This window comes from Variovorax paradoxus EPS (assembly GCF_000184745.1).
In the GTDB taxonomy this organism is placed as follows: domain Bacteria; phylum Pseudomonadota; class Gammaproteobacteria; order Burkholderiales; family Burkholderiaceae_C; genus Variovorax; species Variovorax paradoxus_C.
Genome location: NC_014931.1, coordinates 6,372,475 through 6,384,981 on the forward strand (window position 1 = coordinate 6,372,475; position 12,507 = coordinate 6,384,981).

9 protein-coding genes are annotated in these 12,507 nt (G+C 67.0%); 2 read left to right on the forward strand and 7 right to left on the reverse strand.

The annotated features are described in order from the left end of the window. Positions 1 to 5: 5 nt before the first annotated feature. The 4 genes from VARPA_RS29245 to mdeB all read right to left on the reverse strand — a co-directional run bounded on the left by VARPA_RS29245 (position 6) and on the right by mdeB (position 5,736). Positions 6 to 671: an aldolase gene (locus tag VARPA_RS29245; protein WP_013544206.1), complete on the reverse strand. Its 666-nt coding sequence runs from the start codon at positions 669 to 671 to the stop codon at positions 6 to 8. After that, positions 668 to 1,948, reverse strand: coding sequence for a 3-oxo-tetronate kinase (gene otnK, locus VARPA_RS29250; protein ID WP_013544207.1), 1,281 nt, complete (start codon positions 1,946 to 1,948; stop codon positions 668 to 670). The genes VARPA_RS29245 and otnK overlap by 4 nt, the downstream gene beginning before the upstream one ends. Then, a complete protein-coding gene (gene ltnD, locus VARPA_RS29255; protein WP_013544208.1) occupies positions 1,945 to 2,868 on the reverse strand; it encodes an L-threonate dehydrogenase in 924 nt (307 codons plus the stop codon). The genes otnK and ltnD overlap by 4 nt, the downstream gene beginning before the upstream one ends. Positions 2,869 to 3,072: 204 nt before the next feature. Next, complete coding sequence (gene mdeB, locus VARPA_RS29260) at positions 3,073 to 5,736, reverse strand: alpha-ketoglutarate dehydrogenase (RefSeq protein WP_013544209.1); 2,664 nt, start codon at positions 5,734 to 5,736, stop codon at positions 3,073 to 3,075. A 105-nt stretch (positions 5,737 to 5,841) separates the two neighbouring features. On the opposite strand from mdeB, the gene VARPA_RS29265 reads away from it, so the two are divergent. Beyond that, a complete protein-coding gene (locus VARPA_RS29265) occupies positions 5,842 to 6,315 on the forward strand; it encodes an Lrp/AsnC family transcriptional regulator (RefSeq protein WP_013544210.1) in 474 nt (157 codons plus the stop codon). Between the two features lie 26 nt (positions 6,316 to 6,341). On the opposite strand, the gene VARPA_RS29270 is transcribed toward VARPA_RS29265, so the two are convergent. The 3 genes from VARPA_RS29270 to VARPA_RS29280 all read right to left on the reverse strand — a co-directional run bounded on the left by VARPA_RS29270 (position 6,342) and on the right by VARPA_RS29280 (position 12,273). Further along, positions 6,342 to 8,375, reverse strand: a complete 2,034-nt coding sequence (locus VARPA_RS29270) for a PhoX family protein (RefSeq protein ID WP_013544211.1) — start codon at positions 8,373 to 8,375, stop codon at positions 6,342 to 6,344. Between the two features lie 229 nt (positions 8,376 to 8,604). Continuing rightward, positions 8,605 to 10,854: a PhoX family protein gene (locus VARPA_RS29275; protein WP_013544212.1), complete on the reverse strand. Its 2,250-nt coding sequence runs from the start codon at positions 10,852 to 10,854 to the stop codon at positions 8,605 to 8,607. A 270-nt stretch (positions 10,855 to 11,124) separates the two neighbouring features. Continuing rightward, on the reverse strand, positions 11,125 to 12,273 hold the full coding sequence (locus VARPA_RS29280) for a murein transglycosylase A (RefSeq protein ID WP_013544213.1): 1,149 nt from the start codon (positions 12,271 to 12,273) through the stop codon (positions 11,125 to 11,127). On the opposite strand from VARPA_RS29280, the gene VARPA_RS31490 reads away from it, so the two are divergent. Then, positions 12,272 to 12,433 (forward strand): hypothetical protein, encoded by a 162-nt coding sequence (locus VARPA_RS31490; protein ID WP_167330566.1) that lies wholly within the window; start codon positions 12,272 to 12,274, stop codon positions 12,431 to 12,433. The genes VARPA_RS29280 and VARPA_RS31490 overlap by 2 nt on opposite strands. The last annotated feature ends 74 nt before the right edge of the window (positions 12,434 to 12,507 follow it).

Below are 12,507 nucleotides of genomic sequence, written 5' to 3' on the forward strand. Positions count from 1 at the left end.
CTTTACTACCAGCGCGCACCGAAGGTGGTGCGCAGTTCATCGATCTGAGAGACATCCAGCGGCGACGGCTTGGCGGCATTCGTGAGCATCTGGAGCCTGGCGGTTTCCTCGAGTTCCTCGAGCACCGCCATGGCGGCGGCCGGCGTCTCGTGCCACACGTTGGGGCCGAGGCGTTCGAGCATCACGGCGCGGATAGGCGTGCCCGCGGCGCCGAAGCGCTCGATGGCTTGCGCCACCTGCTCCGCCGCTTCCGGCGCGCCGGGACGGTGGTACGGAATGAGCGGCACATGGCCGACCTTCATCACGAAATACGGCGTGAGCGCGGGCAGCAGTTCGTCGCCCGTTGCGGTCAGTGTGAGCGCGACGCAATGCGTGCTGTGCGTGTGAATGACGCAGGCGGTCTCTGCATCGAACTTGCGCGCGGCGGCATAGATGCGCGTGTGCAGCGCGATGGTCTTGCTGGCGCGGTCACCACCGGTCTGCTTGCCATCCGCATCGAGCCGTGCGAGCCGCGCCGGATCGAGAAATCCGAGGCAGACATCGGTCGGCGTGATGAGAAAACCATCGTCCAGCCGAACGCTGATGTTGCCAGCCGTCGCATGCACGTACCCGCGCTCGAACAGGCTGCGGCCGACGCGGCAGATTTCTTCGCGTGCTTGGTTCTCGGTCATGCCAGCACTGTAAAGGCCTTGGTGAAGAAATCGTCGCCGCCGAAGTTGCCCGACTTGAGCGCGATGTGCACGCCTGCGCCATCCGCGGTTTTGGCGGCCTCGGCGCGCGCATAGCACCACGGCACGCCGGGGTCGATCTGCGGGCCGATCTGCATCTGCGCGATGCGCAGTGCCTGCACGCAGGCGCCCGAGGTCTCGCCACCCGCGACGACCAGTTGGCGCACGCCCTTGTCGACCAGCCCGCGTGCGATGGCGGCAATGGTGCGCTCGACCATCGCGCCCGCTTCCTCGACACCGAGCTTGCCCTGCACCGACTTCACGGCGCCGGCCTCGGCGGTGGAGTAGACCAGCACCGGTTGCCTGGCGACGAGCGGCGCGGCCCATGCCAACGCTTCAGCCGCGACATCCACGCCCGCCGCGATGCGCAGCGGATCGATCGCCAATGCCGCGCCGCCGCGCTGGATGAAGTCGAGCACCTGCCGGTTGGTCGCGAGCGAGCAGCTGCCCGACACGACGGCACGCAACCCGCCCGCTGCCGGCAATGCGCTGGCTTGCGAAGAAGGCGCAATCCCGAAGTTCGCAGGCAGCCCGATGGCCACGCCCGAGCCGGCGGTGACCAGCGGCATCTTCGCGAGCGCCGGGCCGAGGCGCAGCAGATCGTCGTTCGACACCGCATCGACGATCGCGATCGAGACGCCCTCGCTCTTCAGTTGCGCGATGCGTTCGGCGACGGCCGCATCACCGCGCGCCACCACCGTGTGATCGATCAGCCCCACCTTGCGCGTGCACTGCGCCTGCAGCACGCGCACGAGGTTCGCATCGGTCATCGGCGTGAGCGGATGGTTCTGCATGCCGCTCTCGTTGAGCAGCACGTCGCCCGCGAACAGGTAGCCCTTGAACACGGTGCGCTTGTTGTCCGGGAAGGCGGGCGTGGCGATGGTGAAGTCGCACTGCAACGCATCCATCAGCGCCTCGGTGACCGGGCCGATGTTGCCTTGCGGTGTGCTGTCGAAGGTGGAGCAGTACTTGAAGTAGATCTGCTGCGCCCCCTGCGCCTGCAGCCAGCGCAGCGCATCGAGCGATTGCGCAATGGCCTCGGCCGGCGCGATGGTGCGCGACTTGAGCGCGACCACCACCGCATCGACATCCGCATCGAGCGGCGTGGCTGGCACGCCAATGGCCTGCACCACGCGCATGCCCGCACGCACGAGGTTGTTGGCGAGGTCGGTCGCGCCGGTGAAATCGTCGGCGATGCAGCCGAGCAGCAACTTGCTCATGGCGCTTTTCCTTTGGCTCCCGGCAGTGCGATGCCGGGGAAGATCTTGATGACCGCGCTGTCGTCCTCGCGCGCGAAGCCCGCGGTCGATGCCTGCATGAACATCTGGTGTGCGGTGGACGAGAGCGGCAGCGGAAACTTGCTCGCGCGCGCCACGTCGAGCACGAGGCCCAGGTCCTTCACGAAGATATCGACGGCCGACAGCGGCGTGTAGTCGCCCGCGAGCACGTGGGCCATGCGGTTCTCGAACATCCAGCTGTTGCCCGCGCTGTGGGTGATGACTTCGTAGAGCGCGTCCGGGTCCACGCCTTCGCGCAGGCCCAGCGCCATCGCCTCGGCGGCGGCGGCGATGTGCACACCGGCCAGCAGCTGGTTGATGACCTTTACCTTGCTGCCAGCGCCAGCCGAATCGCCGAGGCGATAGACCTTGGCGGCCATCGCGTCGAGCGTGCCGCCGGCCTTGGCGTAGGCGGCAGGCGTGCCGGCGGTCATCATCGTCATCTGGCCGCTCGCGGCCTTGGCGGCGCCACCGGAGATCGGTGCGTCAAGGTACAGGATGCCCTGCGCGGCAAGGCGCGCTTCGAGCGCGACCGACCAGTTCGGATCGACAGTCGAACACATCACGAAGAGGCTGCCAGGCTTCATGGACGCCGCGCAACCGGGCGTGGTGCCGTCGCCGAACAGCACGGACTCGGTCTGCGCCGCGTTGACGACGACGCTGACCACGATGTCGCACTGCGCACCGAGCGCGGCCAGCGTGTCGCATGCCGTGCCGCCATCTCGCGCAAAGGCTTCGGCCACGCCGGGGCGCACGTCGAACACATGCGGCGCATGGCCCGCGCGGCGCAGCGATTGCGCCATGCCGCTGCCCATGGCGCCGAGGCCCACAAGGCCGACGATGGGGATGGTTTCAATGGTCATGGTTCGGGCTTTCGCTTGGTATCGGGTGCGCGCTCGCAGGATGCCGCCGATCCCACGATGAACGACGGCACTGCAAACGGAAAGACACCGCGCGCGGCGCGGCGTGCCTGTTTGTCAGGTCATCATACAAATCCCGGGCGGTGACTTGGCTCGGGTGAAACCCAGCCGATCGCAGGACCCCTGCAACAGGCGCGCGCCTTGAACTCAGCCGAGTGCGTAGCGCGCGGCACGCGCGATATTCGCCGCGTCCACCCCGAAGAATTGGCGCAATGCCGCGCGCGTGTCGCTGCGGCCGAACCCGTCGGTGCCGAGCGTGAGGTAGCGGCGGCCTTCGGGCAGGAAGGCGCGCACGCTCTCGGGCACGCTGCGCACGTAGTCGGTGGCGGCGACGATCGGGCCCTTGCCCTTGCCGAGTTGCTGGGCGATGAACGCTTCGCCGGCCTCTTCTTCGCCTGCAATCGCGCGCTGCTCGCACGCCAGGCCGTCGCGCGCAAGCTCGCTCCAGCTCGTGACGCTGAACACCTCGGCCTCGATGCCTTCGTCGGCCAGCAGTTGGGCGGCCTTCACGACCTCGGTGAGGATCGCGCCCGAGCCCATCAGCGTGACCTTCTTCCTGGCCTTGCCCGAAACCGATCCAGCCGGCGCGTACGTGCCGAAGCGATAGCACCCGCGCAGGATGTCGCCTTCCGCACCCGCGGGCACATCTGGCTGCGCGTAGTTCTCGTTCATGAGCGTGACGTAATAGAAAACGTCCTTCTGCTCGACCATCATTTCGCGGATGCCCGCATCGACGATCACCGCCATCTCGCCTGCGTAGGCCGGGTCGTAGGCCTTGCAGTTCGGAATCGTCGCGGCCACGAGGTGGCTGCTGCCGTCCTGGTGCTGCAGGCCTTCGCCGCCGAGCGTGGTGCGCCCCGACGTGGCGCCGAGCAAAAAGCCGCGCGCCCGCTGGTCGGCCGCGGCCCAGATCGCATCGCCCACGCGCTGGAAGCCGAACATCGAGTAGTAGATGTAGAACGGCAGCATCGCCAGGCCATGCACGCTGTAGCTGGTGGCCGCGGCCGTCCAGCTCGCGATGGCGCCGGCTTCGCTGATGCCCTCTTCGAGGATCTGCCCGTCGGTCGCTTCGCGATAGCTCAGCACCGAGCCGATGTCTTCGGGCGCATAGCGCTGGCCCACGCTCGAATAGATGCCCACCTGCTTGAAGAGATTCGCCATGCCGAAGGTGCGCGCCTCGTCGGCCACGATGGGCACGATGCGCGGGCCGAGGGCCTTGTCCTTCATGAGGTTGCCCAGCATGCGCACGAAGGCCATGGTGGTGCTCATCTCCTTGCCGGCGGCCGCGGTGGCGAACTGCGCGTAGCTCGCGATGTCCGGCTTGGGCACCACGTCGCACGCGGTCTCGCGGCGCGGCATCGCGCCGCCGAGCGATTCGCGGTGCTGGCGCAGATAGCGCATCTCGGCGCTGTCTTCGGCCGGGCGGTAGAAGTCCATCGCGGTGGCCTGCGCATCGGTGAGCGGCAGGTTGAAGCGGTCGCGGAATTCGATGAGGTCCACGTCGCCCATCTTCTTGTGCGAGTGCGTGGTCATCTTGCCCTGCGCGGCGCTGCCCATGCCGTAGCCCTTCTTGGTGTGGGCGAGGATCACGGTGGGCTGGCCCTTGTGCTTGGCCGCCGCGGCATACGCGGCATGGATCTTCACGAGGTCGTGGCCGCCGCGCTTGAGGCGATCGATCTGCTCGTCGGTCATGCCTTCGGCCAGGCGCGCGAGCTCGGGGTTCTGGCCGAAGAAGTTGTCGCGGTTGAAGCGGCCGTCCTTCGCGGCGAAGGTCTGCATCTGGCCGTCGACGGTGTTGGCGAACACGCGCGCGAGCGCGCCACTCACGTCCTGCGCGAAAAGGCCGTCCCAGTCGCTGCCCCACACGAGCTTGACGACGTTCCAGCCTGCGCCGGCGAAGAGCTTCTCGAGCTCGTCGATGATGCGGCCGTTGCCGCGCACCGGGCCATCGAGGCGCTGCAGGTTGCAGTTGACGACCCACACGAGGTTGTCGAGCTTCTCGCGCGCAGCGAGCGTCAGGGCGCTCATCGATTCGGGCTCGTCCATCTCGCCGTCGCCGAACACGCCCCAGACCTTGCGGCCTTCGCAGTTCAAGAGGTTGCGGTGCGTGAGATAGCGCATGAAGCGCGCGTGATAGATCGAGCTGATCGGACCGATGCCCATCGAGCCGGTGGGGAACTGCCAGAAGTCCGGCATCAGGTACGGATGCGGATAGCTGCTGAGGCCGCGCGCGCCGCTGCCTTCGGTGAAGGCCGGCGCGGTGAGTTCCTGGCGGTAGTGCTTGAGGTCTTCTTCGCTGAGGCGCCCTTCGAGGAAAGCACGCGCATAGACACCGGGCGCGCTGTGCGGCTGGAAGAACACGAGGTCGCCGCGATGCTGCTCGCTGCGCGCATGGAAGAAGTGGTTGAAGCCGGTCTCGAACAGGTCGGCCGCGCTCGCGTAGCTCGCGATGTGCCCGCCGAGTTCGCCGTACGCCTGGTTGGCCTTGGCCACCATCGCGAGCGCGTTCCAGCGCATCAGCGAAGCCAGGCGCTCTTCCACCGCGAGGTCGCCCGGAAACGGCGGCTGGTCTTCGGCGGCAATGGTGTTGACGTATGGCGTTGCCAGTTCAGGCTGCCAGCCGATGCGCTGCTGCCGCGCGAGGCGGGCCAGTTCGACCAGCATCTGGCGCGCGCGCTGCGGGCCCTGCGTTTGCGCGAGCGCCAGGAAGGCATCGCGCCATTCGGCGGTCTCCGCGGGATCGGGGTCGTTCGACATCGGGCTGTCGAGCAACAGGGCGCGCATCTGGTCGGCTGAAATCGGGGCGTTCATGACGGCACTTTAAGCCGGCACGCGGAAAATTAGCTACCGGCGCAGGCAATCCCACGCGCTCATCGCGGCATAAAATGCCGCCACTTCTTCATTTCGAAGCATTTCATGCAACTGGACGCCATCGACCTGCGCATTCTCGACGAGCTGCAACGCGACGGCGCGCTGTCGAACGTGGAGCTCGCGCGCCGCGTGCACCTCTCGCCCTCGCCCTGCCTCGCGCGCGTGAAGATGCTCGAAGCCAATGGCGTGATCGACCGCTACGTGGCGCTCGCAAGCGCGAAGGCGCTGGGCCTCGGGCTCAACGTGTTCATCTCGATCAGCCTCACGACGCAGAGCAAGCAGTCGCTCGCCGACTTCGAGCAGCGCATCGCCGAGCACGACGAGGTGATGGAGTGCTATCTCATGACCGGCGACAGCGACTACCTGATCCGCATCGCGGTGGCCGACATGGCGGCGCTGGAGCGGTTCATCATGGAGCAGCTCACGCCGATTCCGGGGATCGAGAAGATCCGCTCGAGCTTTGCGTTGAAGCAGGTCAGATACAAGACGGCGCTGCCGTTGCCGGCAGCGCCGTCCTGAATCGAATCCCGCTTTGAAAAGCAGGCTTACTTCGCGAGCTTCGGCTGGATCGGATCGGCCGTGAGGTAGCCGACGACGGCGCTGAAGCCGTCCTTGTAGTTGGTCTTGATCAGCGGGTCGAGCGTGGTGTAAACCTTGCCGTGCAGGCCGTCGGCGGGCGTCTTCGAAGGACCCGTGCCCCAGTCACCCGGGTGCTGGAAGTTGCTCATGATGTAGGTCCAGCCATTGATCTCGTCCACCGCGTGCAAGCCCGTGCATTCGGCACCGGCAGGGGTCGACAGGATGCGGCTGAGCTTCTTCGTGTCGATGTTGTAGGCCCACAGGAAGTTGTTGACGTGGTTGCCGCTGTCTTCGCCGATGAAGAGGGTGCGCATCTTCTCCGAGAACTTGATGTTGTCGGGGCTGGCGATCTTGTCGGGGTTGGCGTTGTTGCCCAACGCGTCGGCGGCGATGTCCTCCCCGACGATGAGCGCCTTGGTCTTCACGGGCACCCATTCGCTGTTGATCGCGGCGCCGCCGATGTCCTTCTGGCCGCCGGCCAGGTTGTGCGCCATCACGCCGCCAGCCACGAGGGCCGTGTCAACCGTGACGTTCAGGTCTGCGCGCCATGCGGCGTTGCCCTTGACCATGGACGACTGGATGTTGGCCAGCGCCGAGTACGCGACCTTGTCCTTGGCGTTGACGGTGGTGCCTTCCATCTTGGTGAAGGCCATGCTGGCGCCCACGAGGTTGGCGTAGCGGTGCGTCTCGAGGAACGCTGCCGCCTTCTCCATGCCGGGCACGAGCTTCACCCACTGCGCGACGCCGTCGGCAAAGATCTTCGTGTAGCTCGCATCGGCCGGGTCGGCGAACTTCACATCCATGATGTCGGTCGGCGCGACGGTGTTGGCCAGCGCCTCGATCTCGGCGCTGGTGGCGTGGCCCAGCTTGATCCAGGTCAGGTCGGCGCCGGCGGCGGCCGGGTCGATCGAGAAGCCAGCGCCCACCTTGGCGACGTACAGCGTGCCGGCGGACAGGTCCTTCTCCTTGTCGGCCACGAACATGAAGAGGCCGCCGTTGGTGTAGTCGTCGCCCATGAGCGCGGTGCGGTTGTCGGGCATGACCTGGATCAGCTCGTGCGAGATGCGGCCGAGGCAATAGTGCTTCTTCACGCTGCCGGTGCCGTCGGGGTTCACCGTGACTTCGGGCAGGTGGCCGTAGTGGTAGGCCTTGGCCGTGGTCTCGCTGCCGAACACGTTCTTGCTGTAGGCCTTGAACTGCGCGTTGCCCGAGGCGGTGAAGGCATCGGGTTCGTACTCTTCGCTCGAGAGGTGCGTGCCCCAGGGCGAGAGGCTCGCGCCGCAGGTGATCCACAGGCCGTGGGCGCTGGACATGTCCACGTTGTGGTACTTCACCAGGCTCAGCTTGCCGGTGGTCTGGTCCTGGTCGAGCGTGAGCACGGCGATCGGCGAGGGCAGCTGGCCGTAGGTGCTGGCACCAGCCTGGTTTTTCGTCGTGTATTCGAACTGGACCACCGCGAACACCGGCTTGCCCTTGACGCCGGGCACGCTGGCGTTGGGCACGGTCAGCAGCGAGCTGCCGTCGGGTGCGTCCGAGAAGAACTGGCGCTCCTTGCCGACCACCGAGGCGTCGACGATGGGCTTGTTGTTGATGTCGACGTAGCCGCCGGCGAGCACCTTGCCGCCCTTGCCGTCGGACACCATGTCGCCGGTCAGGAAGAAGGGCTGGTAGGCCAGCTTGTATTCGGTGGAGCTGCCGTTGTCGAACGACACCTTGAGCGTGGAGCCGACCGTGGTGGTGGCCATGGCGGCTGCGTCCGCGAGCGATGGTGCGGCCATGCTGCCGAACTCGGCCGAGACGAAGTTGGCGGCGGGAGCCGGTGCAGGTGCCGGCGAAGGAGCGGGCGCTGGGGGAATGAACGGGAAGCTGGCGCCGCCGTCACCACCGCCGCCGCAGGCAGTGAGGAAGGCAAGGCCGCCGAGCGGCAGCATCGGTGCGGCACCGAGCAATTTGAGGGCGTGACGGCGCGAGGCGCCAGACTGCGCCTTGGAATCGGACATGGAAATTCTCCCGAGTTATCGTGGGTGTTGCGGGTGGATGACCGTGCAGCCTCTCTCGCTGCCAGTCAGGCGTGAACCTTAGTTATCCACTGTGACGACGGCGTGCATCGCTCATGACAAAACGATGACGCCGCACGCACGCGAACACGACGACAGCCGCGTGTCGTCGTCCACATTCGGGAGCCGCACGCGTGGATCGGCGAGGCCGGTCCACGGTGCCTGGCTCACTTCAGAGGCCGATCAGGCCGCCGTCGTTCTTCGTGATCACCACCGTCGCCGAGCGCGGACGGGCATTGCCGCCTTCGGGCCAATGGCTGCCGAACTTCGTCGGATCGCCGATGTTCGCGGCCGCCGTCGTTTCACCCGGATGCTGGATGTTCACGAACAGCGCGCGGCCATCGCCCGATTCGGCGATACCGGTGATCTCGCAGTCCTTCGGGCCGACCAGGAAGCGGCGGAGGCCCTCAGTGCCGGGCGCCTTGCCGACGAAGGTCGCCTGCGTGCCGGTGGTGCCGCCGTCCACGTTGGTGATGGTCTTCGCCGCGCCGTCGCCGACCTTGCCGGGCAACGCCGCGAGCATCATGCAGTTGGTCACGTCGGTGTACTTGCCGTCGTCGGTCTGCAGCCACAACAGGCCGGGCGCCGCTTCGCTGAACCACAGACCGTCGGGGCTGGAGAAGTCGTTGTCCGCAGCGAGATTCGAGAGGTTCACGTCGGCCGATGCCGTCGAGCGTGCGCCGAAGAGATACACGTCCCACTTGAAGCTCACGGCAGCCGGGTCACCGCCCGCGTCGGCAAAACGCACGATGTGGCCGTTCGGATTGCCCGTCTGCGGGGCCTGCGCCACGCCCTTGGGGTCGTTGTAGTAACGCGGGTTGGCGGCGTCGGTGCCCTTGAGCGTGCGTGCTCCGTTGTTCGTGAGCGTGAGGTACACCTCGCCGTTCTTCGGGTTGACGGCCGTCCATTCGGGGCGGTCCATCTTCGTCGCGCCTGCGGCATCGGCGGCATGGCGTGCGTTGATCACCACGTCAGCCGCGTCGGCGAATGCATAGCCGGCGTAGCCCGACGTGATGTTGTTCACGCCCAGCTTCAGCTCGAGCCAATTGCCCGTGCCGTCGGCGTTGAACCTGGCGACGTAGAGCTTGCCGTCGTCCATGTACTTGTCGCCGGCCGCGATGCCGCCGCCGATGTCGGCCGCATCCCAGGCCTTGGTCGAGACGAACTTGTAGAGGTACTCGTTCTGCGAGTCGTCGCCCATGTACCAGACCAGCGGCTTGCCGACCACGACCGGGCCGAGGCAGGCGCCTTCATGGCCGAAGCGGCCGAGCGCGGTGCGCTTCTTGGGCGTGCTGGCGGGGGTGAACGGATCGATCTCGACCACCCAGCCGTAGGTGTTGTGCCCGTTGCGGAAGTCGTCGTTGGCGGTGGCGCCGATGGCTTCGGTGTTCCAGCGTCCGTAGAGGTTGTCGGCGGTGTCTGGCGTGACGGTGGCCCACCGTTCGCGGCCGAGGCCGTCACTGCCGGCGACGCCATAGCGGGCGAAGGAAGCTTTTTCCTTGTCGCTGCGTTTCAGGTTGTCGTTGGCTGCGATGCGCCGGAAGTAGCCGGCCCAGTTCTCTTCGCAGGTCAGATACGTGCCCCAGGGCGTGGTGCCGTTGGCGCAGTTGTTGAGCGTGCCGCGGGTCTTGCTGCCGTCGGTCGAGTACTTCGTCTTCAGGTAGTCGGTCTTGGCGGCCGGGCCCGAGAAGGCCATTTCGGTCAGCGTGTGAACGCGGCGGTTGAAGCTCGAGTCCTGCTTGTAGGTCCAGGTATTGCCGACCTTGTTGACCTCGATCACGCTCACGCCGTGCAGGTAGAACTCGCGCAGCACTTCGTCGGCGACGGTGCGCACGCCGCCCACGACCGTCTGGCCGGCGGGGTGCAGGAACAGCGGCGTGATGGCTTCGTGGTTCATCACGAGCAGGCCGCGCGATGCGCCGGCCGGGTCCCACTTGTTCGACGCATTGATGCCGAAGAAGGTCATGCCGTCGTGGTGGTCGCCGGCGCGGCGGTCGTAGGTGGACGGTGCGTCGGTGCCGTCGTTGGCATAGGCGGGCACGCCGGCGGCGATCGGGTCGCCGAGGCGGTAGAGCACGCTCGCGGTGTAGCCGGCGGGAACGCTCACCACGTCGTCCAGGCTCTTGGCCACGGCATTGAAATTGAGTTTGAGCGGCGCCTGCTGCGCGGGCGGTGCGGGCGTCGGTGCCGGCGGTGCGGGCGCGGGTGCCGGGGGCAGGATGGGGAACGACGTGCCGCCACCGCCACCACCGCCGCAAGCCTGCAGCAGCGCCGTGCCTGCAGTGCCGACACCCAGGCCGAACAGATGGCGGCGGCTCAGGCGCGAGGCGATCAGGTCGGTGAACGAGGGGTTGGCGGTGGGGTTGGTGCCGATATCGTCGAGATCGATCCCGGATTCGTCGGAACGGGTGTTTGCGGTCATGCGCAATTTCTTTCGTGGGTTGAAGAAGAAGACAACCCGCGAAGCTAGGCACTTCGTATGACACTCCCGTGAATTGATCAGGTTCCCGTCAGGTTGTTCTGAAAGGCGTGGCTCGCCCCCAGGCGGGACGTGGCTCGCCCCCAGGCTGCGCGCACTTCGTGTCGCTTCTCCTTCCCCCCTACCGGGGGCAACACCAGAGGCCTGGCAAAGCCGGTTCCTCGGTGTTTCTGGAAAGGGATCGGGAAAGGATCGGCCGATCCCGTTCTTCGGTCAGGGCGCGGGGAGCTGCCTTGGCCACAGGGCCCAGAGGCGCAGCGGCTGGTTCACGCTCGCAGCCAGCCGACCCGCATCGGGACCGGTGCCTGCGAAGTAATCGGCGCGCACCGCGCCGAGGATCGCGCTGCCGGTGTCCTGCGCCACCACCAGCTTCTGCAGTTGCGCCGCCGGCCCGCTCGAGGCGAGCCACACCGGCGTGCCGTAGGGAATGCTCTCTCGGTCGACCGCGATCGAGCGGCCCGCGGTGAGCGGCACGCCCTGCGCGCCGCGCGGGCCGAAGGCGGCATCGACCTCGCTCATCGTTTCCTCGCGGAAGAACACGTAGCGCGGATTGCTCCACAAAAGCTGCGACACGCGCTGCGGGTTCTGCACGGCCCAGGCCTTGGTGTCGTCGGGCCATTTGCCGACCTTGCTCACGCCTTGGCTCATGAGCCACTGCTGCACGCTGCGGTACGGCTGCTCGTTGGTGGCCGAGAAGGCCACGCGCACGGTGTGCTGGTAGCCGTTGGCCTCTGTGATGCGCAGGCGGCCCGAACCCTGGATGTGCAGCATCAGCGCATCGATGGGGTCGGCCATCCACGCAATCTCGCGGCCGCGCAGCGCGGCCTGGGCTTCGGGCAGGGTCTCGATTTCCTGGCGTGTGTACCAGGGGCGCTTGGGCACGAGGCCCTCGGGCGCCTGGTAGAGCGGCACGCTGAAGGCGGCGCTCGGCACGCGGGAGGCTTCGTACACCGGCTCGTAGTAGCTGGTGAGCTTGCCTTCGCTCTGGCCCGCGAGCGATTCGACGCGATAGGGCTGCAGCCGGTCGGTCATCCACTGGCGCTGCTCTTCGGGGGTGGCGATGGCCAGCTGGCGCACGTCGCGGCACAGCGGCGCGAAGGCGGCGTTGGGGCGCACGCAGTTGGCGAGCAGCGCGATCCAGGCTTCGTGCAGCGGGTCTTCGCTGAAGCCCGGCAGCTCCGCCCAGCCGACGGGCACCCAGCGGCTCTTGGGGTGCGCGAGCGATCCGGTCAGCGGACCGAGCTCGCGCGGCGGGGTGGCGGAAGGCCGGGTGGGGGCGTCGGGCACGCGGGGGCCGACGGAACAGCCGGCGAGCGTTGCTACGATCGCAAGCCCGACCAGCCACTGGAGTCCATTTCTCATGGGTTTGATTCTGCTTGAAGCCCTCGCCGCGGGACTCGTGTTCATCTTGATCATCTGGTGGACCATGTTTTCCGGCCGCAGCAAGGGTGAATTGCATGACGACACGGAGGCCGAAGCCGACCGCGCGCCCGACGATGGACGCCCGCCGCCGAAACCGTGAATTGCTTGCGTAGCCCGCCGCCGCGCACCCATGTCGGAGAAGCGCCTGGTCGCTATTACTTTAGTAGCAATCAT

Coding starts and splice junctions, on each gene's coding strand:
- VARPA_RS29265 (WP_013544210.1), top strand. CDS start 5,842: ATGCAACTGGACGCCATCGACCTGCGCATTCTCGACGAGCTGCAACGC.
- VARPA_RS29245 (WP_013544206.1), bottom strand. CDS start 671: ATGACCGAGAACCAAGCACGCGAAGAAATCTGCCGCGTCGGCCGCAGC.
- VARPA_RS29280 (WP_013544213.1), bottom strand. CDS start 12,273: ATGAGAAATGGACTCCAGTGGCTGGTCGGGCTTGCGATCGTAGCAACG.
- VARPA_RS29270 (WP_013544211.1), bottom strand. CDS start 8,375: ATGTCCGATTCCAAGGCGCAGTCTGGCGCCTCGCGCCGTCACGCCCTC.
- VARPA_RS29275 (WP_013544212.1), bottom strand. CDS start 10,854: ATGACCGCAAACACCCGTTCCGACGAATCCGGGATCGATCTCGACGAT.
- otnK (WP_013544207.1), bottom strand. CDS start 1,948: ATGAGCAAGTTGCTGCTCGGCTGCATCGCCGACGATTTCACCGGCGCG.
- VARPA_RS31490 (WP_167330566.1), top strand. CDS start 12,272: ATGGGTTTGATTCTGCTTGAAGCCCTCGCCGCGGGACTCGTGTTCATC.
- ltnD (WP_013544208.1), bottom strand. CDS start 2,868: ATGACCATTGAAACCATCCCCATCGTCGGCCTTGTGGGCCTCGGCGCC.
- mdeB (WP_013544209.1), bottom strand. CDS start 5,736: ATGAACGCCCCGATTTCAGCCGACCAGATGCGCGCCCTGTTGCTCGAC.